The sequence below is a fragment of the Chryseobacterium phosphatilyticum genome (assembly GCF_002899825.2).
Taxonomy (GTDB): Bacteria; Bacteroidota; Bacteroidia; order Flavobacteriales; family Weeksellaceae; genus Chryseobacterium; species Chryseobacterium phosphatilyticum.
Genome location: NZ_PPED02000003.1, coordinates 266,263 through 291,378 on the forward strand (window position 1 = coordinate 266,263; position 25,116 = coordinate 291,378).

The following is a 25,116-nucleotide window of genomic DNA, read 5'->3' on the forward strand; positions in this document are numbered from 1 at the left end:
CCTTTGTAGGTAAGCCCCGCAGTTCCGGTGTTGTATACCAAAAGACCAGCCGCAGGTGAGGGTATTGTCGTTTGATCTTTAGAACTTGTAAGAGGTACTCTTGGTAGCAAGACCCCCTTATCTGTAGCTTTCACCTCAAATTTTGCGCTTTTGTCCGGTGATATTGTACCGACACCTACACTTCCATCAGAGATTACTACAAAATCATTAATCTGTTGGGCTGTTGTTGGGATTCCGGTTGCAGGATTATCTTTAGCTCCATCAATATGAAAAATACCTTGAGGATTTGATGTATGAATCCCTACCTGAGAATGCAGGTTTTGGGAAAATGAAATAATTGAGATTCCCAAAACTATTCCGTAATAATTTTTTTTTCTCATCTGTTTAATATTATATTATTTGTCTTTTATTTGTGTTTATTATTGCGTTAGATAAGCATATTCATTTGTTATAGGAAACAAAACTTTACTTTAAAAAGCTGGTAGAATTATAATTGTTATGAACAGAACCAGATTATTTTATCTATTAAATAATTTTTTATGGTATAATAATAGTCAATCTGAATGGGGATTTTTTGTCATTGCCAGTTTTATAATGCTATTTCCGGTGCTCTGTATACTGTGATCAGGAAAATACTGCTTGCAGTAAGATATTTTTTATGTATTACATAACGCGTTGAAGAGTGGTAAACATTACCTTTTCTCCATTAAATTCAACAATCTGATACAAGAATCTGTAAAACTTGTAGGTATCAGGAGCTCCCGTAGCAACTCTTACTGCAAGGAATAGCTCTGATACTTCTGCATAGTAATTGGTGCCCCCTAAAGGAGCTGTTGGAGTTGTACCTACTGGTGGACCTGTCCAATAAATAAGGTCATCATAATCTATCGGTTGCTCTGTGTTTGAAGGTATGGTTAGTCCGATCAATTGTCTTCCTTGATTAACGGAGTGAGCAGCAGTATTAATATGCACCACTATGGGACTACCGGTTACATTCTTTAAAATAGGTTTAAAAAAGGTTCCTCCTGCTGAAACAACATCAAACATGAGTCCGTCAAAAACAGGCATGGAAGCTCCATATTTGACATTGGTTGAAAAATATTTTCCGGAAGTATTCATTATGGTAGCATCAGCAAAATAGGTGTTCCCCGAAATTCCACCCACATCAAGTTGGTTTCCCCGTCCTATAGTAGCATCACAACTCTGTCCTCCGATATTTAATGGGAAAGTCGTTGTGACAGGGCTTGTAACTGTTGGAGTTCCAGATACGCTGTACACTAAGGTTCCGGAACCGTTGTTTAGATTTCCTGCAGTAAGAGTTGCTGTAAGTCCATTTACAGGTCCTACCACCTGTGAAGGATAGGCTCCGCCATTACCTCCGGCATAAGGCACAGTCATTGTTCCATTATAAAAAGTCCCTGCAGTATAATTCGAAGGAGAAAGGTTTGCATTACCGCAGAGTATAGAATTCACAACTCCGGTATCACTTGACGAGTTATTAAAAGTTCTCCATTCAGTTCCGTTCCAGAAAACATACCCTTTGTAGGTAAGCCCCGCAGTTCCGGTGTTGTATACCAAAAGACCAGCCGCAGGTGAGGGTATTGTCGTTTGATCTTTAGAACTTGTAAGAGGTACTCTTGGTAGCAAGACCCCCTTATCTGTAGCTTTCACCTCAAATTTTGCGCTTTTGTCCGGTGATATTGTACCGACACCTACACTTCCATCAGAGATTACTACAAAATCATTAATCTGTTGGGCTGTTGTTGGGATTCCGGTTGCAGGATTATCTTTAGCTCCATCAATATGAAAAATACCTTGAGGATTTGATGTATTAATCCCTACCTGAGAGAATAAGTTTTGGGAAAATGAAATAATTAAGATTCCCAAAACTATTCTGTAATAAATTTTTTTTCTCATTTGTTTTAATGTTAGATTATTTAACTTTTATCTTTTATTTGTGTTTATTGTTGCATTATATAAGCATATTCATGTGTATATAGGAAACAAAATTTTACTTTAAAAAGCTGGTAGAATTATAATTGTTATGAACAGAACCAGATTATTTTATCTATTAAATAATTTTTATAGTTTAAAAATAATAGGAATTTTTATCATTGCCAGTTTTTACATTATTCCTTTAATGAGATTGATAAAATTGTACTTTAAAGTTTATTTCACAAAATTATCTATCTTTATAAATCAAATTAATAGACTATAAATTAATTTTCAATATAAATTGGTATTGATTTAATCTGCTGAATATTAATTTTTTATATAAAACACATTTGAAAAATGATTACCGAGAGACTAGATGAAACTACTTTAAATAGTAAAGTAGAAAAGCTGAAGCTGCGATTTATACATTATTATGTAATTATTACCTGTACCACATTAATTGTATATATTTTAACTTTTTACTATTTCATGCAGGGTCCATTCATGACAATGTACTTCACTGTAGGATTGATTACATTGTCTTATATCTACCTGATAATAGGAAAAAAGTATACTGCCAATGACATGATGCAGGTTTACATGATCGTTGCACCATTATATAATTCCTATATTATGCTTGTATTCTGGGAAACTTCAGTCGCCAGTTTTGTAACGTTATTTCCTGTGCCGGTAGCAGCGTACCTATTTTTGTCGAAGAAAGAGTGTATTGGATATTTATTATATATAATAGCCATTTCTTTTATTTGTTTTTTTATTCGTGAAAATTTTAATATTGAATTTGAAAAGTTTCCTTATCATAAATTAGTGATTACTGATATTCTTCTTTTTTGTTTTAATCTGGTTATTATTATTCTGATACTTTTCTATCATGATAGAATTAATAAACTATATATTTTGTCAGAGTTTACTTCTGTGAAATCAGAAGATAAGAAATCAGTTGTTGTGCAGGAAGGGTATGAAAAAGAAGATATTGATGAAGAAATAGTTGAGAGGTTACAAAATCTTATGGAAAATGAGATGCTTTTTAAAAATCCAAACCTGAGTATTTCGACATTAAGTACTTATTTTGATGTAAATTATACCTATATATCAAAGATCATTCGCCACCTGGGTTATAATAATTTTAATCATTATCTGAACAGGTATCGAATTAATCATGTAAAAATGCTCATGAATGAGAGTGACCTGCATAAGGTGACTCTAATGTTTATTTACACAGAAGCGGGATTTTCTAATCAAGCAACTTTTAACAGGGTTTTCAAGCAAATAGAAGGTGTTACCCCTAGTGAGTATATCAGTTTAATAAAAACAGAAAAGCTGAATTGAAGTAGGTATTTTTATTTATAAGAAGAATGAATCCCGGTTATTTATCCAGGATTCCTCTTATTTTATTGGCATTGGAAATAAGTTCTTCCAGATATTCAAAGTTTTCTTTTTCCAGAGCAGATTTGAACTTTCTAAGCTGAGTGATATGTTCATTCAGTACATCCAAAACATTTTCTTTATTTTGCTTGAAAATAGGGACCCACATTTCGGGATGGGATTTAGCAAGACGTACAGTACTGGAAAAACCGGAACTGGCAAGCTGAAAGATTGTCTCCTCTTCACGTTCTTTTTCCAGTACAGTATTGGCCAGTGCGTATGAAGTAATGTGAGAAATATGTGAAATGTAAGCGGTATGAATATCGTGATCCTCAGCATTCATGTAGATCATATGCATGTCAAGGGCATTCACTACTTTCTCAACGATGTTCAAAGCATCATCTGCTGATTCTTCTTTATTGCAGATAACACCGGCTTTTCCTGAAAAACTCTCGGCAATAGCAGATTTCGGACCACTGTTTTCAGTTCCCCACATCGGGTGAAATGCTACAAATCTTGAGCGTTTCGGATGATTCGTGACAGCACCAACAATTCCTGCTTTAGTAGAACCGGCATCCATAACAGTCTGATGTCCGGATACAAGATTAAGGACCGTTGGCAATAATTTTCTGGCAGCATCCACCGGAATGGCAATGATGATCAGATCTGAATTTTTAATTCCTTCCTCCAGGCTGGCTTCTGCATCAATTATTTTCAGATCGAGTGCATCGTTGATATGTTGTTTGTTGTAATCGATTCCGTAGATGAAGCTGGCAATCCCTTTTTCTCTTAATTTTAATGCCATTGAGCCTCCGATTAATCCAACACCTATAATACTTATTTTCATCTTTAAAATTTGTTTAAAATAAAAAAAACCTCGTCAAGGACGAGGTTTTAAATTATGTTCATAAGAATCCCTATCCCAGATCTGAGGTAAAAATTCTATAATAATATGTTCCGTTATTAAAATTCACAAAGCGAAGGTATAAAATATTTTTGAAACCAGAGAAATTTTAATACAAATTTGTGAGACAAATACTTTTATTAACTGATGAAAAGATCGGAGTTTTTTCCATCCGCATATTGTTTTAAAATTTGCATGAGTTAATTTCTTTTTTTGATAAATTTAAACCAACATTTAACGGTGTTAAATAAAAAAGTAATGTGATGAGAGTTAAGTTGTTATATCTGGTTTTTATACTGCTGGTCACAGCTGGATTAAGCCCTGCAAGAGAGAAAGCTCCATTGATGGAAGCTGTTACTAAGCAGGATACCATGAAATTAAGAGCCACCTTTAATGAAGAGGATATTTTGGCCAATGAGTATTTAAAAAAAAGATTGAAACCCATCCAGACCAATTTTAAAAGAATTAACTCGATAAGAAAATGGAGCTCTGTTAAAAAGAAAAATATTGAAGGCGAGTCTGCGGAAGGAGGAGAAGCTACATTTTATTATAAAGACAACCATCTGGAAAAAGTAATGGCAAGGCATTACGGGGAAATGGGTCAGGTATTAATCGAATATTATCTTTTAAAAGGACGATTATCTTTTGTTTTTGAAAAAGACTACCAATATAACCGTCCAATGTTTTACGATGTTAAAGCAATGAAAGAGAGCGGCGATATTGAAGCATTTGATTTTAAAAAATCAGAAATAACGGAAACCCGGAATTATTTTGAAAAAGGAAATCTGATCCATATTGTCAACAGTCAGGATTGCGGAGCTCCTTTTAGTGAAGAGTATACACGGGAAGAAGAGAAAAGCATCACTGAAGGTTTTGAAAGACTTTTGAAGTTATCACAGGAAAAGGAATGAGCCAGTTTCAACATTTTTTCCAATTTTTGTTCCTACTCTAAAGCAATGCATGTAAAAAATATTAATTTTATTACCCGGCATAAAAACAACTTTATCATTATGTGCTTTTAATCAGGGCAAGTCTTTCTTCCACCTCCTTAATTTTAGTGAGCCAATAGTTGATCCCTTCCTGATTGGTTACGGTTTGTTTAAATGCATTGTTGCTGACTGCCCTTAATTTGGAACCGTTTTTTTGAAATTCCAGCTCTCGTTCTTTTTTATTCTCGGGCTCAATACGATATCTCCAGAATACCAGAGCATGCATATATTCAGAACGAATTTTTTCCAGATAAGAAATAATAGCTCTATGATCTTGCGGAATATATCCCGGGCCTGAACATCCACAAGAATGAAATGTGATTCCGACAGTGTATAGATCTTTGATATGCGCCCATTGCTTATCATCACTTTTGGCTGGTGATTTAAAGTCCAGCCCCATATTAGCCATCAGGCTTCCACATTCAGGACATTTAGCCTCTACAGAGGTTTGTTGATCTCTGTCCACATCTTTCAAGACGCGGCGTTTGAATGTTTTCTGGCAGTTGAAACAGGCATAATGACGTTTATAAATCGTCATGGCATATCGACACATTGTGTTTTTATTTAATCGTTAGTGTATTGTTTGTATGGGTGTTTATTTGGTGTAAAATTATGAATTTTTATGAATTGTTAGTAAAATAATTACTGTGTTTTATTCTTTTGCGGCTATTTTACTGAATTAAGAATAAACATGACCAATCTTTTTTGGGCAGAAGCGATAATCCTATTCCAGCCAAACCCTCCAGAAGGCCCATATTATAGACATATTCGTCTGCCGATTTATACAGAAAACAGCATTCCTGATCATCGGGAGAATAATAAGATTGTGTAATTCCCTGCCAGTAGTCACCGGCTTCTTTGAACATAATATTCCCGGTTTTATCATAAAATGAATGATATATTGAAGAAATTCCCGCACTTCCATGGCAAACTGAAGCATCGGTTACCTTACTGGAATCGTCATGTTTTCTCAGGGTAGTTTTTGAAAGTATTTGCAGTGCTTTATTTTGCAGATTTATATCCTTAATCAGTACGCCTATTTTATAAAGAATACAGGCTATGCCAAGATCTCCGTAGCACCAGGCTAGGCGTGACGCGTACTTTGAATTTTCCTTACTACCTTCAATGACGGAAGGGAAAACAGATTCAGTGCCTTCCTCTGATGCATAGGTTAAGAATTCAGATACCGTTTTTTTAATAAAAGAAATATCCTTATCGGAATCTGCCATGCAGGCCAAAAGAAAAAGGTTGGGCAGAAAGCCATGGGAAATACCAAAATTTGAAATGTTGTCTTCCCTGTTTTTAGAGCTTTGCCAGAATAGATCTGTCTTTTTACGAACGATGGTTTCCTTAAGAGTATGCAAAAGATCTTTATCAAGTTTCCGGATATCCGCCTGGTTATTTAGAAAGGGCATCAGAAGACCGTTTCCGCCATAAAAAAAGTCAAAGTTGTCGTTTTCGAATTCTTCGATAGCCTGTTCGAGCATGACATTGCCGATATCTTCAAAATCAAGAAAATCAAGGGCACACCATTGAGAGTTTTCCAGGTAATAAGATGAAGACAGCACTCCAGCCAATCCGGAGGCATAGGAGAGATCAATTCTTTCATTTTCAATATCATCGAATATAAGATCCCGATATTTTGCTATTTTTTTTTCAGCAACCTGATCGTAAAGTTCAGGATAAGTGCTGAAATAATGATGAAGAAATATCAACTCTGAACAGGCTCCGTTCATAAGCCCAATATGTTGGTGTTCGTGGTTTAAAATGTTTTTATATAGGTGATGAAGTATTGACATTGTTTTTTAAGCTGAAGAATTGTTTTTTTACTATTTTTTCAATGAAGCAATAGATTAAATATTCGTGAAGTCTATTGTCGCTGCGTACAACGCGTATGATATGCATGTGGATGATATTGGCGAGATTTCCGAATGCATTCTCGTTGAGTATTGATGGAAGATCTTTTCGGATATCATTACGAAATTGTTTATGGATAGGGGAAAGTATCCCTTCTGTTTCATTGACAATCTGTTCGATTTCATGAGTAAAGCCTTTGTATTTTGCATTGATAAATGAGGTTTTTAAAGGTGAAGTACTAAACTCTTTTGCCAGATTGTTTTTTACTCCACTCACAAATTTTAACTGAAGTTCGGTTGTAAGACTAAAAAGATCGAAATAAAAAAAGATATGCTGTATAGGATACATCCATAAGATATCTGTATTAGCTTCTTCTATATTTTTTTCAATAATAGCTGCCGAAACAAGAGAGTCGTAAAAGAATATTTTTTCAAAAACCGGAATTGTATCACCCTCATACCGTTCGATCTCTCTTTCATAAGTATCATATGAAATTTTGTGTATTTTTTCTCCGAGATATTTTTTCAGCAAAGCATTCAGATGAGATTTGATTTCTATATGATGATTACCGGAAGCAAAAATCCGTATTCTGATATGAAAATCAGGATCGTAGTACTTTATGTAGAAGAAACTTTTTATCAGCTTGTTCGACTGCAAAAAGCCAAGAATTCCTACCATTTCGCAGATCAACAAATCAGCAAAGACCTTCCCGGTATAAATTTTTAAATAAATACATTCATCAATCCCGGGAAACAGAGATCTTGAAATCGTGGAATGTTTTGCCGGTGAATGTAAGTTTTCATATTTCTGTTCAAATTTTTCGTTTTTAAAAAACAATAAAAATTCGTTATTGATCATTTTTCCCTCTGCACCAAATGTTACAGGCGCAAATTCATCCGACAGCGATTCTGTTATTTTTAATTTCTGCTTCTTTTTAAGCTGTGTTAAAAAGGTTTTTCTGGCTATTTCCTGATTTAAAAGGATGTACAATTCATTGTCTCCTTCTGAAATGAAAAAATTGCCCTTGATATTAAGTGCATCAAGGTTTTTATCAAAATTTGTGAGTGCTTCTGAGATGCTCGTTTTTTTATTCTTAAAGAAATCATCATATTCAATAAGCCATGTTGCTTTCTTGACAATAAAGTTTCCTTTTTCCAGTCTGGGGAAGAATTTAAAAAGGTTTAATAATGAGTCTTCATTAATTAACAGGCTGCTGTTGTATTGAGCCTGAAAATCAAGAAGAAATTCAAATACGGGACTATTGGTAGGGTGCATAATGTTATATGCATTAGAAAATACTGGAAGTATTTTTTTTCCTAATGATTTTGAACGCAGAATAATCTGGTCATTGACAATAGAAACATACAGGTCTGTAAGAGCTATTTTCTTTTTACCACTGATTTCGTCAATATATCCGATGTAGTATTCCGTATTAATTTTTCGTTCAATGACATTCCCTATTTTCTCAGACGGAAGATGTACGATTTCGGCAATGATGGTCTCTTCGTCATAGTATTTTTTTTCCTGGTCATGAATTTCATTTAGTGTATAGGCAATGTCTTTATGATCAGAAAAGCGACCCAGAATTTTTCTTGGAGAATTGAATGAAATATAATCAATAAAATAAACAGGATTACCCGTTTTTTTGTCTAAAAATATAGATGCTTTATAAGATTTGAAAGGAAAAAACTCATTAATCTTTTCCGGGAGAAAGCTTTCCTGATTCTTTCCCAGTTCATTGAGATCAATGCTTGTTTTTTTACTTTTAAGACAGTTTATAATCGGGGAAGAGTACTGAACCTCTTTTTGAGTAAGGGTAATATTATCTTCACGGATATTTTCTTTAGGCCAGGCGAGAATCAGATTGCCTGCATCCACATTTTCTGAGTTGGCAAATTTTCCATATCCTACACCGAACTCAATATCTAAAGCCTGTAGCAGATTTATTTCCTGCTGGTCATACTTTTTAGTGAAACTCTTCTTAAAACTGACGATTCTGTATGGCGTTTGATTTTCCAGTGTACTGAACCTTTCAAAAATAGAGTCGCTTTTCTGAATGTCGTCCAGAAACCTTTTAGACATAGTGTCTGACGTTTCAAAAAACAAATCTATGTGTACAGGAACCTTTTTTTGATCTGGAAGTGAAAGAATTTCCGGATTTTTTTTTTCGCTATTACAAAGGTTTATATACTTTTTCAGCTGATGAAACTCTGGACTCTCAATCTTTTTATCAAGGATATTGACGATATGTTGTGTTTCACTCCCCGAATAAGAAAGAGATGGATTGAGAATTTGCTCGTTCTTAAGTTCATGGAAAAATTCCTCAGCCTCCTCCTCTGTAACATCATTTTCAGTTTGAATATAATGGATGATTTCTTTAGCAGTTCTTTCCTGTTGACAGTAAGTAATGATAGAACCTATAGATTCATCTTTTTCGATGGTTATTAAACGGTAATCTCTGCCGATAATTCCAGTATAGCACTGAAGAAATTTGTATTCATCAAAAATTTCATACACCGTATTATTGGTAAGATAAGTATCATGTTTTTCCAGTGAATTCACTGTTTTATATAGGTATTCCGAATCAAACCTCAGTACAGGGTATGAATGAGTCCACGCTATTTTTTTTTCAGAATTTTCAGATGAATTTCTGATGGTACCTAAACCTGAAAATAAGCCAAAAGGTGTGGGTCTTGTCGTATATCGTGAAAGATATTTGTATAATGAAATTTCAAGTTTTTCTTTTTGCTCAGCATTTTTTTTTGAAAACTCTTTTGTCACCTCATGGTAAAAATTTAATGACGACAGCTTAATAGCATCCATTACTGTTTGATTACAGGAAATATTTTCAATAACATCCGATGTTGCATAAAAGCTGTTTAAGTCATCGGGTGACAGAACCGGAGTTCTCAATATTGTGTAATGAAATGGAGTGTATTGCTTTGAAGACATCATATTTTTTAAGTTGGAGATGACAAAAGAGATCAATTGTTTAATTAGCAGTTACCACAATCTGCAGTACAGTTTGCTTTTGAACAGTTTAGCAGGTGAGTGTGCATAAATCTGGACATACAACCGTCTGAACATCCTGCAGTAAACAATCCTACATTGTCATCAATGTCGATAGCTTTACCTCCTTTTATTTCTAAAAGGTTGTTTTTACTTAAGTTTTGTACATTCTTTTTTGAGATGGTCAGTTTTTTGTTTGAATTTTTCATAGTAATTTTATTTTAAAAAATGTTGAGTTGCTTTAGTGAGCCCTTGCCAGGCATTGCCGAGAGCGTGCATCATCTCATCCGGTTCTGCTACAAGATAAAACAGAACGACAGGAATTAATGGCATTAAACTTAAAAGAACTGCCAGTACCGGAGATACCAGATACATGCCGAGAGAATGTCTGAACTTGTTATTCATATTGCCCGTTGTGGCTTTAAAAACAATAAGCATTCTGTCTTTATAATAAAAAAGGATAAGCAGATCGAGAATGATGTAATAGCCAAGTCTTGATGCAAAACCATTAACCATAGAAGAATCCATAAAAGTAATGTCCATGATCAGAATATTGAAGGCAATTGGCAGGAAAAAAAGAGCTCCTATAATAACAGTCCTTTTATAGAGGAGAAGTGCTCCGCATAATACCTGACAAATTCCGATGATCATTTTGAACGGATTGTGGTCAAACAAATACCACATCACCTTGAAAAGGCTGAGTTCTTTGATGGGCTTATTTAATTCTTCAGGAGAAATACCAAATTGTCCGTTATCGAAGAATTTAGCATATCCAAATGACAAGAATTGCCATGCAAGCAAAACCCGACATATAAGAATAAAATAGTCCCAATGCTTACCCTCAAAATTCTTTTTGGATATAGTAATCATTATGGTTATTAAGTTTTTTTAAATATATAATAAAATTTTTAAACTTATATAACAAATACAATAAAAAAAATGTTTTTTTATCTGTTTTATAATTTTTTTTCACGCAAATAGATTGTAATGTGTTGTTTATTAGTGGTTAATGCGTTTTTTGTTGTTGGTTTCCGATTATATGTTTTTATTGATAATTGAAAGTAAAACACCTGGCTTTACAATAAAAATCGACAGCATTCATTAATGAAATACTGTCGACTTGATAGGGGCTTTATTACTTATCAGTTAATTTATAATTGGGATTATCAAAAAACTATTCAAAGTAAAAGACTCATCGGAACTGTTTATGGGTTTGAAATAATCAATGTAGAAGGGATGTCAGATAACCAAAGGCTTTTGGTATCAATCAGGTTTTTCCAGCTTTTGCTACTGATCAGCATCAGGTCCTGTGAGTTCAGGAACTCCTTCTCTATTTTCTTTTCGTTATATAAGGTGATATGATTGGGTGCTACCTGTTCAATACTTCTGATCAGTTCCTTTACTTCGATATTGTTACGAATCTGACCTGCTGCATCGAGGATAATAACCTGCGAATTATTGTTGTTGATTAATCTTTTAGCATATTCAAGCAAATAAAAATCACTAAGGTTGAAGATCGGAACAAATATTTTATCAGCCCCATTAAATTCTTTATCAACCAGAATTCCGACAGGAATGGTTGCTTTATCCAATACCTGAAGCGTAAGATCATCGAAAGGGGAGTTGTTGAAAATATTCCCTTTTCCTTTGACGGTATTTAATAATTTTTCAGGGTTGATGATTTTTGTGGTGAATCCTAAAAGCCTTCCTAATAAACTTCCTTCATACATTGATTTTCCAAGCATGATGAGAAGAAGGTCATAGTTTCCTTTGTTGGTAATATTGGTCAGGTCACTTTCTACATCCGTAGAGGCTTTGAACAGCGTAGTGACTTCCAATTTAAGTTCATGAGATGTTTCAATAACATGTTTGAACTGTTCTTTTTCAAAATTTTCGATATCAAAGGCGTGAAGTTCGTCAACCGGAGCAATGTTCATGGCTGTTACGCTTTTATTCCCATTCATTTTGTGGGTAAAATTATCGGCGAGTCTTAAAAGCTTGCTGCCTGCTTTTGCTGTTTCAAAAGATAATAAAACTCTGTATTTAGCATCATTATCATCTTCCTGCTCTTCTTCAATCATCGACTTCTTTCCTTTGAAAAGATAATTGATCAGGTCAAGACAAGGACCAGTCATAAAAGTAGTGAATAAAGCCATGATCACTAGCATTGCAAACAATTCAGGGCCTAAAACTCCCAGGTCATAACCGATATTCAGTACGATAAGTTCTGTAAGTCCCCTTGTATTCATTAAAGCTCCAATCGTGAGACTGTCTTTCCAGCTTATCTTCAGAAACCTTGCCGTAAGAGCACTTCCTACAAATTTTCCTGTTACGGCTGTAAGGATAATCAAACCGCCTATTTTCCAAAGGTGAATATCATTCAATAACCCGATCTGAGTTCTTAAACCTGTGAATACGAAGAAAAGGGGAAGTAATAAAACTAAAGCGACATCTTCTACTTTTTCAATAAAAAGATTTCTGAATTTTACATTTTCAGGCATGATGGCTCCAGCCATAAATGCTCCAAAAAGCGCATGGATACCAATAACTTCCGTTGCATATGAAGAAATGATCAGCACAAGGAAAAATATGGCCACCAGTGCTTTGCTGATGAAACCTTTTCCTTTTTGTGATTCGGCAATTCTATTCAGAAATGGCCTTACCGCTTTGATCATAATGAAAACATATAAGATCGCCATGAGAATAACGAATACCGATCCTGAAAAAGATCCTGCTTTTACAACAGCAATAACAGCCGCTAGAATACACCATGCTGTAATATCGTCGGCAGCGGCACAGGTGATAACTACCGTTCCTATTTTTGTTTTGTGCAGGTTTCGCTCCTGAACAATTCTTGCCAGAACGGGAAATGCAGTAATACTCATGGCAATGGCAATAAATAAAGCAAATGAGCTAAACTGAATTCCTTCGGGTGCAAACTCCTGATAAATAAAATAAGATAGACCAACACCCAATGCGAAAGGAAAAATGATACTTGCATGGCTGATGACTACAGCGTCGTGAGCTTTTTTTCTCAGTACACTCAGATCAAGTTCCATTCCTACGATATACATGAAGAGAATCAGACCTATTTGGCTCAGAAACTGCAGGTTTCCTAACGATTCTTTTGGGAAGATGAAAGCAGAAAGTTCCGGGAAATATAATCCGAACAGAGATGGCCCAAGTACAATACCGGCAATCATTTCACCGATTACAGAAGGTTGTTTTAGTTTGATGCAAATCCATCCGAATAATTTAGCCACAAGAATAATGGTGACAATTTGCGCCAGAAGAAGTGCCAGCGGATGATGAAGGTTGGTAAGAAAGGAGTCTGTAAAATTTTCCCACATATTAGAACCTGTAGTTTTGGGTAGTGGAATATTTTCCCCAACTTCCAGTGTTTTTCCTTCAACAAAAAACCAGTACATCAGACATGAAAAAAATGCGATGGTACAGATGTAAAAAATAATATTTTTGTATTTCCCCAAATTCATAACTCCTATATTTTGATGCAAAGTTGATAAGAATAAACTTATATTAAAATACCTTTGTTTTTAAAATGTAATGAATGTTCTAAAAAATGTAATAAAATCTACCTGAAAGAATATCCCAAACCAATTCCTATTTTCCATTTACCATCCTGATCTGCGGTTTTGGGATTGTAGTAGACCGGAACCTGCAAGGCAATCCTTTTGTAAACTGTTGTAAGACCGGCTCCCAAAGTAGGGGTTATAAAGCTATTCCTGGTTCCTGATGAGTGATCTTCTTTTATTCTTAATGAGGGAAGCATTCCCATAATGAATTTAACCTTTTTGTGGACAAGACTTACATTCGGTCCTGTGAAGTTGATGAAGGCACCATCATCTACATATCCGGCTACTGCAATTCCATCAAAAAAAGAAGCTTTAACTTTAGAAGAAGTTTCCTGCGAAAAGCAGAGACCGGATACGAGAATTCCAGCTGCATACATAAGGTTTTTCATTATGAAATCAATTAATTCGCAGCAAAAGTACATCGATAGGATGTTTTAAATAGATGGTATGTAATAAAGCAGAAATTTTCTGTAATGAAACGGGAAATGTTTGAAAAGTTTATTTTCTTTATTTTCCAAACAATTCCATCAGAGAGTTCTTGTAGGTATCACCAATTTGTAGCTTAAGGAAATGCTCTCCTTCAGTATTGATAGTTGTAATAATTTCATTTGTGGTAAAGACTTTGATAGAAGACAGGGCGATAATTTCTTTTTTATTGACCTGAGCAAAATCTTTAGCCGGAAGCATTTCCAGAAGATTTTTGAAGTTGAGGTTTTTCAAAACAATTGTTGTTCCGTCGTTTAGGGTGATGTCCTTATCCCGGCTGTCAATTTCTGATGTTTTGATGTATACTATTTGTTCGGTTAGAATAATTGTCTTTCCAATATTGGTATTCCACTCGATAAAAGCTTTTTTCTGATGAACTTCAACTTGTTCTTTTGCCTTATCAAATGCCTGAATCAAACGTTCTTTTTTGATAGGTTTTCTCACATAATCCACCACATTAAGGTCGAAAGCCTCTGCTGCATATTCTTTGTAGGCCGTGGTAAAAATAATCTTTTTTGAACCGGAAATAAGCTCAGCAACCTGAAGACCTGTCATGCCGGGCATTTCAATATCCAGAATACAGAGATTACAATCAAGTTTATGAATTTCGTTCAGAAATATTTTAGGATCATTGAATGCTTTAACTACTTCTACATCATCAATCTGTTCGCATAAAAGTTTTAAGTAGCTGATGGCTAGCAATTCATCATCCAGAATAACGCATTTTATCATAGAATTCGCCTAAATTAATTTTTAATTCTGCGGTGAAAATACCGTTTTTTGTACTTCTTTCCAGATGGTAATAAGTACTGTAGATCATTTTAAGCCTTTGATCTAAAGACTGACTGCCAAAGCCACTCTTTTCCTTCTCAAGAACATTCTTTAATGAAGCTTTATTGCTTACTTTCATGGTGAAAATCCCATTTTCAAGCTCTAGATAAATAGAAATAAAAGAATCTTCTGCCAGAAAATCGGTGTGTTTGAAAGCATTTTCAATAAGATCAACAGAGATTAACGGGGCAAAAACCTTTTCTTCATACAATGAATCTGATTTGTTAATCCTCGATTTAATTCTGAAATCAAAAAGAGGGTTGATTTTGATTTTGTTGATTTCAATAAGGTTTAAAGCAAAATTAAGTTCCTCTTTTGGACTTACATACTTATTATTGCTTTCATATAAAATATAATCCAGAACGTTTGCCAGTTTATCCAATGACATATAGGTCTGGTAGGCATGAGACTGTACGGAATTGAGTATATTTTTAAATAAATGAGGATTCAGCTTGGTGCCAATATGCTCCAGGCGTACTTCATTCAGACGCTGTTCAATAATTTTATTGCTTTCTGATAACTTGGCATTCTTCTTTTTCAGCTTCTGGTGTTCACTGAAAAGATAAATACTGGTAGTCAGAAAAAAGAAAATGGCAAAAACTCCGATGAATATCAGGTAATCATGAATCATGTAGTAATTGCCTTCCATGTGATACTAGAGATAAGACTATTTAAGTTTTTTCAATCCGTTTACAGTGACCGTTTCTTCGCATTTTTCAAAGGAGATCTCGTAGCCAGGATTTTTTTCAGGATAAGTGATTGTATAATCCGGACAAGGCTTTTTTTGGGCGTGACTACGGTCAAAATCTACTTTTCCGCCGGTAATGATGCTATCTTTTACAAATTTTTCATCAATCTTGTAAGTGATCATTGCGGCTTTAGCTTCTTCGGAATATTTGAACTCTTTGGAAAGGGTTTCGGCAATCACACGGCTATTGGGTAAATATCCGCTGCAGCTTGCGCCCTTTTTGTTTAATATAAAAAATACAAGTAAAAGCCCCGGAACGAAGCCTATTGCATAAAATTTAAGCTTTTTCATTAGAAAATTAAAAGATTGATATCGTGATAAGTAAGTCCGAAACGGTCACAGATGATCTTTTTAGTATGTCTTCCTTTATACATATATAAACTCTGCTTCATTTCGTTTTTGCGGATCAGCATGTTTTCAAAACCGCCTTCTTCATCATAATTTAAAATATAGGAAAGGAAGAAATTCGAAATAGCCTTGGTCGTTGTCCTTGGCATTCTTGAGGTAAGGTTGGGAAGTCCACAGTGGATTACGCCGTGTTTAATAACATAAGGATCTTCCATTGTGGTCAGTTCAGACGTTTCAATAACTTTACCGTTGTCTATGGTAATATCGATAATAACGCTTCCTTTTTTCATTTTCATCACCATATCTTCAGTGACGATAGGGGTCATATTTAATCTGGGAAGAGCTCCTATCACAACGTCAGCACGTCTTAAACTTTTGCTGAGCTCTTTAGGATCAATAATTGAAGTTGGTACACGGCTGTCAACCATTGTATGAAGTCTTCTCAATTTTGACAATGAATTGTCAAAAACTTTTATACTGGCCCCCAGTCCTATGGCGGCTTTTGTAGCAAATTCACCTACAATTCCTGCTCCCAGAATAACTACCTCTGCAGGTCTTACCCCGGTAATACCTCCCAGCATTAATCCATTGGATAAGGCTAAAAGCTCTGAAGCATATAAAATAGAAACGGTTCCTGCAATTTCTCCAATAAGTCGTACCAAAGCCAATTGTTTGTATTCATCAACGATAAATTCAAAAGCGATGGCATTTATTTTTTTCTCTGCAAGTTTTAAGAAATATTCCTTATCTCTAAGGTTGATCTGAAGAGCAGAAACCAGATACGTGTTGGGCTTCATATAGTCAATTTCCTCTTCTGTAGGAGGGTTGACTTTCAGAATAAGATCCTGTCCGAAGGCTTCTTTGGGATCTTTGGTGATCTTTGCTCCAGATTCAGAATATTGTAAATCTGTAAAAAAAGAACCCTGACCGGCACCTGATTCTATGATAATTTCATGGCCGTGCTCTACCAGCACCTGTACTGCGTCAGGAGTAATGCAGGTTCTCCTTTCGTTAAGACAGGTTTCTTTAGGTATTCCAATACTGAATTGTTTCCCTTTCTTTATCACCTCCAATTTTTCTTCTTTCGGCATCAATTCTTCTTCTGTGAAAGGAGTAAAAATGTTTGTACTCATCCTTAAATTATGTCTTACAGATTGTTATTTTACGTTGAAATAATAAGCAAAGATACATAATATTTAATCGAATGTGATGTCTCTGCTTTCGCCGGTGTTCACAATACTCATTGTGTGGTAGTTGAGGCCGTAAAGTTCTTCTTCATACACTTCAGGCCACTCAATGATACAAAGAAACGAATTGTCGAGATATTCTTCAATACCAATATCATAGACTTCTTCAATGTTTTTTAAGCGATACAAATCGAAATGATATACTTTTCCTTTTGAGGTGTTGTATTCATTAACAATGGAATAAGTAGGGGAGTTCACTTCATCTTCACTCCCCAGATTTTTGAGTAAAAACTGAGTGAAAGTAGTTTTTCCGGCTCCCAGATTACCTTTTAATAAAAGGATGTTATGTTGTAATTCAGGAATGATAATGTCAACAACTTTCTGCCAGTCTTCTATGGTATGTATTGTAAATTGCATAGGCTAATTTGTTTGCAAAAATACTCATAAAACATATCAAACATATAACTGGACTTATATATTTGATGTGTTTTTTTTAATGTGTATTTTTGCAACATGATTTCTAAGCAGACCATAGATAAGATATTCTCAACAATCAGGGTAGAAGAGATTGTGGGTGAATATGTGCAGTTGAAGAGAGCAGGGTCTAACTTTAAAGGACTCAGCCCTTTTCATGAAGAAAAGTCTCCAAGTTTTGTTGTTTCTCCAAGCAAGCAGATTTGGAAAGATTTCTCTACCGGGAAAGGAGGTACTGCCATTTCCTTCCTGATGGAAATTGAGAATTTTACCTATCCTGAGGCCCTTCGTCATGCTGCCAAAAAATATGGAATTGAAATTGAAGAAGATCAGCGTGAGATTTCTGAAGAAGCAAAAAATGCACAGACGGAGAAAGATCTGTTGTATAAAATTCACGAAATTGCCAATGACTACTTTCAGGAAATTCTTTGGGATGCAGAAGATGGAAGAAGTATAGGGCTGTCTTATTTTAAAGAAAGAGAGCTTAAAGATGATATCATCAAAAAATTCCAGTTGGGATATTCTCCGGAGAAGAAAAATGCTTTTACGGCGTATGCGATGGAAAAAGGATATAGTAAAGAGATTCTTGAAAAATCCGGACTTTCCATTTTCCCGGAAAATACTCCCGCAGGCGTTGACCGTTTTCGTGAAAGAGTTATTTTTCCAATCCATAGTTTTTCCGGAAGGGTTTTAGGTTTTGGTGCCAGAATTCTTAAGAGTAACGTCAAAACGGCCAAATATCTCAACTCACCGGAAACTGAGATTTACCATAAATCAAATGTCCTTTATGGGTTAAACCAGAGTAAGCAGTCTATTTCAAGGAAAAATGCATGCCTTTTGGTGGAAGGATACATGGATGTGATTTCGCTTCATATGTCCGGTATTGAGAATGTCGTAGCAAGTTCAGGAACCTCTCTGACCACAGAGCAGATAAAGCTTATCAAAAGGCTTACGGAAAACGTAACGATTCTTTTCGATGGGGATAACGCAGGGATCAAAGCAAGCTTCCGAAGTATTGACATGTTGCTTACAGAGGGAATGAATATTCGTGTTCTGCTTTTCCCTGATGGGGATGACCCGGATTCCTTTGCCAGAAAACATCCTCAGGAGTATGTTGAGAAATACATCGAAAATGAAGCGATGGATTTCATTGATTTTAAGGCCGAAATCCTGCTGAGAGATATCGGAAATGATCCTATTAAAAAGGCGGAAGCCATTCGTGATATCGTAAAATCTGTTTCCTTTGTACAGAACGCCCTGAAAAGGGAAGTTTATCTGAAGGAAGTTTCCAATAAATTCGGACTTTCCGAACAGAGTCTTTTCAATGAACTGGATGTTCAAAAGCAGATTACTCAGAATCAGACGCATCATGTCCAGCAGCAGCAAAAAGAAAAGGAAGCTCCGAAAATGGAGATGGTTCCTCTGGATCAGGAAAAAGAAGATCCGTTCTTATTTGAAGTGCTGTTTATGGAGAATAAACTTGTTGAGCATATGCTGGCGTTTGGAGATATTGTTCTGAAGCGAAGTACAGAAAATAATGAAGAATATCAGATTACGGTTATTGAAGAAATTCTTCATCATTTTGAAGAAGAACAGTATACATTTTTAGTGAAAGGGAATGAGATCATTATCAATCAGGTAAGGGAAGGTATTCAGAAGGAAGAGCTGAGGAGTGGAAACTTTTTTGTATCTTTTATGGATGAAGAAATTACTACAAAGGTTGTGGATGCACTGATTCCGTTGGATGAACTTGAAAACTGGGCTTCCAGAAATATTTATCCTCCCAATTACGGAGATAAAGTAGCGGACCAGATTAAAGGAGATGTTTTACTTCATAAATACAGGTATATTGATTATCTGATCAAAGAAACAGCAAAAGAACTTGATCAACATAGCAATACTGACGAAGGAAAGTATTATGAGCTGATTAAAAAGATTACTTTATTAAAACAGGCTTCCATCCGATTAAGTAATATCATCGAATATTCTCCTATTAAAGGAATTTATGTGGACAGGAAAAGATAGTATCAATACAATTTTGAGAATACTGTGACAAAAAGTCCTATAAAATTTTAGGAATAAATATTGTAATTTAAACCTTGAAAATATTGTTAAAATAATACATAATAGAAATATGGACATTAAAAAGGACTTCAGAGATTTCTCTGTAAAACATTTAGGAAACAACGGTTTGGTTACCGATCAGTATATGGGAATGTATGGCCCAACGAATCTTACCCCGTACATTATGGAAGAGAGAAGATTAAACGTTGCTCAGATGGACGTATTCTCCCGTTTGATGATGGACAGGATTATCTTCCTGGGCACAGGTATTGATGATCAGGTAGCTAATATCGTTACGGCACAGCTTTTATTCTTAGAAAGTGCAGATCCTTCTAAAGATATCCAGATTTATATCAATTCTCCGGGTGGTAGTGTATATGCAGGTCTTGGAATTTATGACACAATGCAGATCATTAAGCCGGATGTTGCGACAATCTGTACAGGTATGGCTGCTTCCATGGGAGCTGTTCTATTGGTTGCAGGTGAAAAAGGAAAACGTTCAGCGCTTAAACACTCCAGAGTAATGATTCACCAACCTTCAGGAGGTGCACAAGGTGTTGCTTCTGATATGGAAATCAACTTAAGAGAGATGTTGAAATTAAAGCAGGAGCTGTATGAAATTATTGGTCACCATTCAGGACAAACATATGAGTGGGTTGAAAAATCTTCTGACAGAGATTACTGGATGACCTCTGAAGAAGCTAAAGGCTACGGAATGGTAGACGAGGTTTTACAAAGATCTACAGAGAAAAAATAATTGATGGTCACATCAACAAAAAAACGCACCAACCCGGTGCGTTTTTTTGTTGAATAATATTTCCTACCCTTATTAATTATTCTTATCCTATTATTACATTCATCAAATTGGAGATGTGATGATTGACGGGGTAGTTATTTATTTCTTCACAATTTTATGTGTCGTCGAGCCACTCTTCGCCTTGATCTCAACAAAATAAACCCCTGAATTTAAAGACTGGAGATTAATCCTTGTGACATGAGAAGTTATTGTCTTTTGTCCGGTAACAGAATAAATATTTATTTCTTTGATATTCTCAGTAGTTTCAATATGAATAAAATCACTTACCGGATTGGGATGAATACTGAATACTTTTTGAGTTGAAGTAGTTGTTCCAAGTGTCAAATTGGTAGCTTCCGTAGGAATAGATGGTCTTCTTTCTCCAAAGCTTACACCGAGCCATTCATTATTTTCTAATTGAATCTGTGAAAGATCAGCTTTTTTTTGCCAGCTGGAGAGATCTTTTCCTTTATACAATTTCCAGCTGTTGGATCCGGAAGTATATCCCGTAAGATTATTCAGCGTGATTGAAGAAATCTGATTATTTCCTGAAGCAACATTAAAATAAGATGCCTGATTTTGGATCAATTGTAGCGCCTGTTCAGCCGATATAGTACCGTCGTATTGAATTCCAAAAACGAAGGAGTCTGTAGTATTAGTCTGATCGGTCCCAAAATCAATGACCACAAGACTTTTATTGTTTCCGGTTCCAATCCAGTTAGTAATCTGTGATGGTTGGTACCATTGTGAGCTATAGGCAGCAACAGGAGTTGATGGCGGAGTATTGATACTGATGTCATCGGTACCATAGGTAAGACCATACCATTTTCCGTCCTCCAGAGAAGTATATCCTACACCATTATTCCATGTCATATTTCCGGCATTGGACCCGGACCAGCTTATCCAGTAGTCATCGGTGCCTGGAGTATGATGGTTATAGGTAAAGCTGTAAAGAAATCCGGTGGCAATGTCGATGCTCATTTTAGGTTCTGCCGCAACAATGTCATTCATCATATCTTCTACCGTCAAATCATTCGAATCAAAACGATAGCCCCATGCATAAGATTTTGGAGTATTGTTGTCATTGAAATCTGCAATGAAATAAGCTTTTTTCGAACCTGTTCCTATCCAAAACCTGATGTCATTTTCAGTAAATTGAGCCCATAAAAACTGCATACAAAGCAGTAAGAAAAAAAGATAGATTTTTCTCATAATATTATTAAATTAAAGTTTTATTCCCGAAACTTATACCAGAAAAGCATTATGCTATATCCTGAAATTAAATGTGTGTTGAAGGCAGGTCTCCTGGCTCACTTTCTATAGCTGCCTTCCCGGATTGTCATTCCAGTGGCATAAAAAACTATAGAAGAAATAGCTTACAGTTGCGGGTACAGCTCAAGAATTGAATAATATCTTCACTTGATTCCCTATTAATGAACGATGGTTCAACCTAAAAACGCTGCAAATATATCATATAAATCCCGGAACTGTTTTGTGAATTATTTTATGTTTTCCTCTTTTTATACCACTTTAGGAATAGATGCAGAGTTGATTGATTAGTCTTATATTGCGAAATATAGATTGATTAATGATGGTAACTTTGACTTTTTATTGTTTATCTAGAATTCATTTTTGGATATTATATTGTTAAAATATAATTATCATTGTATTCAAGATCAGTTTATAATCAATTTATATTTTCGCGCCATAAAAAGTAATATGAAAAAACTATTTGTATCAGCATTGATAGTAACGGTAGCGATATCGTGTAGTAAAGATGATGATAACTCAAATAACCAGGATATTAATTATTCAAAACTTCCTCAGGAATTTGCATTTTCCACGATGGCTACAATCAATGGAGTAGACGTGATCAACGGTGGATTTGGCTCAGGAGCAGCGGCTCATCCTTCCAGAAAAGGAGAGTTCTATGTGATTACTGATAGAGGACCCAATACAGATTATTTAAACGGAAAAAAATTTCTGACCCCCAATTTTACCCCAACCATCATGCATTTTAAGATTAATGCGGAAGGAAAGGTTGAAGTGATCAAGTATATCAAGCTTAAAAACCCATCCGGACAACCGATCACAGGACTTCCAAACCCTGCAGGAATGGGAAGTACGGGTGAAGTACCTTATGACGCATCAGGAAATGTTTTAGGAACCGATAAATACGGTTTGGACAGTGAAAGTATCGTTGCTGCTCCGGATGGTACGTTCTGGGTTTCCGATGAATATGGTCCCCACATCGTACATTATAGTGCAGAAGGAGTAGAAATGGAAAGAATAAGTCCGGTTGGTGTTAATACAGGTACAAGAAAACTTCCTGCAGTATTGGCTAAAAGAAGAGCAAATAGAGGAATGGAAGGACTTTGTCTTACTCCGGATGGAAGAACATTAGTAGGGACAATCCAGTCTATGATGTATGTTCCGACTAAGGCAGCTGCAAAAAATACAACTTTAACACGAATTGTAACTTTTGATATTATGACAGGCCAAACCAAACAGTTTTTATATAAACAGGATGGAGGTGCTTCTGATTCTGTTTGTGATATCACTGCATTAAGTAATACTGAATTCTTAGTGATTGAGAGAGACGGAAACTTCGGATCACAAGGAGGAATCAAAAAAGTATACAGAATCAACATAAGCGGGGCGACAGAGGTTACCGGATCTGACATGAATGCAGTCGATGGAATGAAAGTCAATGGTAAGGCTCTGGAAGAGTGTACCTGGGATGAATTAGGCACAGCAGGAATAAAGGCAGTTTCTAAAACTTTAGCCGTAGATCTTGTCGCGAAACTGGGTTATGAACATGATAAGTTTGAGGGAATTGTTTATTTAGGGAATAATAAACTGGCTGTTTTCAATGATGATGACTTTGGAGTGGTAGATGACGGAAATGGAAACCCAAAAGCGAAAATTTTACCTAAAACAGGTAAAGTAGATAAAGGAACTATGTACGTAGTCGATATTCAGTAATTAGATTTTTTTAAAGAAAACGGCGGAATCGAAGATTCCGCCGTTTTTTATTGAATGCATCTTTTGCCTTAGAAGTTTTTCTCGATGCCTATCTTTTGATTACTTTTACCGTTTTTACAATATCGTTAACGGAATTTATTTTAACCAGATATGTTCCAGGTGGTAATGAAGAAACGTCAACTGTTCCTTTATTATCGTTGATTACTTTAGTAAGTACTCGCTGTCCCGCCATATTGTAAACCGTAACCGTTAAGACTTTTTGGTCAAATGAAATATGAAGGTCATCATGTACTGGATTTGGATGAATTTTTAAATTACCGAATACTGTTGGAATCTCATCAACAGCTAAGTTGACTGTAGGGCAAGCCAGAGAAATAAGAGTACTTCTATTGGTCGTAGTACCATCTCCTACTTGTCCACTACCATTGCTTCCACATAGCCAAGATGTTCCATCTGTTTTTATAACGAAAGTATGTTTCGAACCGGATGATATATCTAGCCAATTAGTTTCCGTTCCATTTTGTGTTGGTACAAGAACGCTCGTATACATTGTACCATTACCTAATTGACCGAAACCATTTTCACCCCATGCCCATAATGTTTTATCAGTTTTTATGGCAAAAACAGAACGGCCACCAGCTGATATGGCTTGCCAATTGTTTCCTGTTCCAATTTGTATTGGAGCATGCTGGTCGGCAAGTGTTCCATCTCCGAGTTGTCCATAGGAGTTGGTTCCCCATGTCCATAGGGTTCCATTTTCTTTTATGGCTACAGAATAATAATTGCCGGCATCAATGCTTTTCCAATTAGTAGCTGTTCCTATCTGTATCGGGATGGTTTTGGTTGTTGTTGACCCATTGCCTACTTGCCCAGACCCATTGCTTCCCCATGCCCATAGTGTTCCATCTGTTTTGATTGCCAGTGTATGACTATATCCAACACTGATGCTCTTCCAATTCGTTGCAGTGCCAATTTGTGTTGGTGTATTTCTCTGGATTGTTGTACCATCTCCCAGTGTCCCATCATAATTACTTCCCCACGCCCACAGTGTTCCATCTGTTTTGATTGCAAATGAAGTACTATTTCCGGTGCTTATGCTTTTCCAGTTCGTTGATGTCCCTATCTGTGTTGGAGCTAGCTTGGAAATGGTGGTTCCATCCCCCAATTGCCCGGAAGAATTAAATCCCCACATCCAAAGGCTTCCATCTGTTTTGATTGCTGCTGAATAGCTGGAGCCTGCACAGATGGTTTTCCAATCACTGGCCGTTCCTACTTGAACTGGAATCGATCTGCTTGTTGTAGTTCCATCCCCCAATGTCCCAAGACTATTGAATCCCCATGCCCATAATGTTCCATCACTTTTTATTGCCAATGAATAGTCATTCCCAGCACTGATTTCCTTAAAACATTGTCCATAAGAGAAACTATTTATTATCATGAAGATAAATAGAAAGTATAATTGTTTTTTCATATATAAGTTTTATAATATTTTCCTACTCGTTTAGCTTTTCGGTTTCGCTTCGTTTG

Annotated in this window: 22 protein-coding genes and 1 riboswitch; of the genes, 5 read left to right on the forward strand and 17 right to left on the reverse strand. The window is 35.7% G+C overall.

Going from position 1 to position 25,116, the window contains the following annotated elements; translation table 11 throughout:
- Together C1631_RS24090 and C1631_RS13260 are read right to left on the reverse strand one after the other, a co-directional pair.
- On the reverse strand, positions 1-380 hold a 380-nt coding region (locus tag C1631_RS24090; protein ID WP_497707250.1), incomplete at its 3' end, for a phage tail-like protein.
- Positions 381-663: 283 nt separating this feature from the next.
- Positions 664-1,917: a phage tail-like protein gene (locus tag C1631_RS13260; protein WP_109712650.1), complete on the reverse strand. Its 1,254-nt coding sequence runs from the start codon at positions 1,915-1,917 to the stop codon at positions 664-666.
- A 375-nt stretch (positions 1,918-2,292) separates the two neighbouring features.
- Between C1631_RS13260 and C1631_RS13265 the strand changes: the two genes are divergently transcribed.
- Positions 2,293-3,282: a helix-turn-helix domain-containing protein gene (locus C1631_RS13265; RefSeq protein ID WP_109712652.1), complete on the forward strand. Its 990-nt coding sequence runs from the start codon at positions 2,293-2,295 to the stop codon at positions 3,280-3,282.
- Positions 3,283-3,319: 37 nt separating this feature from the next.
- Here C1631_RS13265 and C1631_RS13270 read toward each other — a convergent pair whose 3' ends face one another.
- The gene (locus tag C1631_RS13270) at positions 3,320-4,165 is read right to left on the reverse strand and encodes a prephenate dehydrogenase (protein WP_103248911.1); all 846 of its coding nucleotides are present in this window, start codon (positions 4,163-4,165) and stop codon (positions 3,320-3,322) included.
- Positions 4,166-4,485: 320 nt separating this feature from the next.
- Between C1631_RS13270 and C1631_RS13275 the strand changes: the two genes are divergently transcribed.
- On the forward strand, positions 4,486-5,133 hold the full coding sequence (locus C1631_RS13275) for a hypothetical protein (protein ID WP_109712654.1): 648 nt from the start codon (positions 4,486-4,488) through the stop codon (positions 5,131-5,133).
- A 97-nt stretch (positions 5,134-5,230) separates the two neighbouring features.
- Here the strand turns inward: C1631_RS13275 and C1631_RS13280 are convergent, their stop codons facing one another.
- The 12 genes from C1631_RS13280 to tsaE form a co-directional block, all read right to left on the reverse strand.
- Entirely contained in the window at positions 5,231-5,749 is a 519-nt protein-coding gene (locus tag C1631_RS13280; protein WP_228441220.1) for a hypothetical protein, read from the reverse strand.
- A gap of 133 nt (positions 5,750-5,882) precedes the next feature.
- On the reverse strand, positions 5,883-7,010 hold the full coding sequence (locus C1631_RS13285) for a lanthionine synthetase LanC family protein (RefSeq protein WP_109712656.1): 1,128 nt from the start codon (positions 7,008-7,010) through the stop codon (positions 5,883-5,885).
- Positions 6,985-10,023, reverse strand: coding sequence for a lantibiotic dehydratase (locus C1631_RS13290; RefSeq protein ID WP_109712658.1), 3,039 nt, complete (start codon positions 10,021-10,023; stop codon positions 6,985-6,987). The genes C1631_RS13285 and C1631_RS13290 overlap by 26 nt, the downstream gene beginning before the upstream one ends.
- Positions 10,024-10,064: 41 nt before the next feature.
- Entirely contained in the window at positions 10,065-10,286 is a 222-nt protein-coding gene (locus tag C1631_RS13295; RefSeq protein WP_109712660.1) for a class I lanthipeptide, read from the reverse strand.
- Between the two features lie 7 nt (positions 10,287-10,293).
- On the reverse strand, positions 10,294-10,947 hold the full coding sequence (locus tag C1631_RS13300) for a hypothetical protein (RefSeq protein ID WP_123966683.1): 654 nt from the start codon (positions 10,945-10,947) through the stop codon (positions 10,294-10,296).
- A gap of 335 nt (positions 10,948-11,282) precedes the next feature.
- On the reverse strand, positions 11,283-13,571 hold the full coding sequence (locus C1631_RS13305) for a cation:proton antiporter (protein ID WP_228441224.1): 2,289 nt from the start codon (positions 13,569-13,571) through the stop codon (positions 11,283-11,285).
- 98 nt (positions 13,572-13,669) lie between these two features.
- On the reverse strand, positions 13,670-14,059 hold the full coding sequence (locus C1631_RS13310) for a hypothetical protein (protein WP_103250103.1): 390 nt from the start codon (positions 14,057-14,059) through the stop codon (positions 13,670-13,672).
- 118 nt (positions 14,060-14,177) lie between these two features.
- Positions 14,178-14,888, reverse strand: a complete 711-nt coding sequence (locus C1631_RS13315; protein ID WP_109712662.1) for a LytR/AlgR family response regulator transcription factor — start codon at positions 14,886-14,888, stop codon at positions 14,178-14,180.
- Positions 14,863-15,636, reverse strand: coding sequence for a histidine kinase (locus C1631_RS13320; protein WP_109712664.1), 774 nt, complete (start codon positions 15,634-15,636; stop codon positions 14,863-14,865). The genes C1631_RS13315 and C1631_RS13320 overlap by 26 nt, the downstream gene beginning before the upstream one ends.
- Positions 15,637-15,654: 18 nt before the next feature.
- Complete coding sequence (locus C1631_RS13325; RefSeq protein WP_103249122.1) at positions 15,655-16,026, reverse strand: hypothetical protein; 372 nt, start codon at positions 16,024-16,026, stop codon at positions 15,655-15,657.
- Positions 16,026-17,216 carry an alanine dehydrogenase gene (locus C1631_RS13330; RefSeq protein ID WP_109712666.1) on the reverse strand — a complete coding sequence of 397 codons (1,191 nt, stop codon included), beginning with the start codon at positions 17,214-17,216 and terminating at the stop codon, positions 16,026-16,028. The genes C1631_RS13325 and C1631_RS13330 overlap by 1 nt, the downstream gene beginning before the upstream one ends.
- Before the next feature lie 63 nt (positions 17,217-17,279).
- Positions 17,280-17,687 (reverse strand): tRNA (adenosine(37)-N6)-threonylcarbamoyltransferase complex ATPase subunit type 1 TsaE, encoded by a 408-nt coding sequence (gene tsaE, locus C1631_RS13335; RefSeq protein WP_103249124.1) that lies wholly within the window; start codon positions 17,685-17,687, stop codon positions 17,280-17,282.
- Between the two features lie 96 nt (positions 17,688-17,783).
- On the opposite strand from tsaE, the gene dnaG reads away from it, so the two are divergent.
- The gene (gene dnaG / locus C1631_RS13340) at positions 17,784-19,769 is read left to right on the forward strand and encodes a DNA primase (protein WP_109712668.1); all 1,986 of its coding nucleotides are present in this window, start codon (positions 17,784-17,786) and stop codon (positions 19,767-19,769) included.
- A gap of 109 nt (positions 19,770-19,878) precedes the next feature.
- Positions 19,879-20,565, forward strand: coding sequence for an ATP-dependent Clp endopeptidase proteolytic subunit ClpP (gene clpP, locus C1631_RS13345; protein WP_034726592.1), 687 nt, complete (start codon positions 19,879-19,881; stop codon positions 20,563-20,565).
- Between the two features lie 138 nt (positions 20,566-20,703).
- On the opposite strand, the gene C1631_RS13350 is transcribed toward clpP, so the two are convergent.
- Positions 20,704-21,816 (reverse strand): T9SS type A sorting domain-containing protein, encoded by a 1,113-nt coding sequence (locus C1631_RS13350; RefSeq protein WP_109712670.1) that lies wholly within the window; start codon positions 21,814-21,816, stop codon positions 20,704-20,706.
- Positions 21,817-21,882: 66 nt separating this feature from the next.
- A riboswitch (cobalamin riboswitch) is annotated at positions 21,883-22,072 on the reverse strand.
- A gap of 251 nt (positions 22,073-22,323) precedes the next feature.
- On the opposite strand from C1631_RS13350, the gene C1631_RS13355 reads away from it, so the two are divergent.
- Entirely contained in the window at positions 22,324-23,589 is a 1,266-nt protein-coding gene (locus tag C1631_RS13355; RefSeq protein WP_109712672.1) for an esterase-like activity of phytase family protein, read from the forward strand.
- Between the two features lie 88 nt (positions 23,590-23,677).
- Here the strand turns inward: C1631_RS13355 and C1631_RS13360 are convergent, their stop codons facing one another.
- Positions 23,678-25,060 carry an RCC1 domain-containing protein gene (locus tag C1631_RS13360; RefSeq protein WP_103247561.1) on the reverse strand — a complete coding sequence of 461 codons (1,383 nt, stop codon included), beginning with the start codon at positions 25,058-25,060 and terminating at the stop codon, positions 23,678-23,680.
- Between the last annotated feature and the right edge of the window lie 56 nt (positions 25,061-25,116).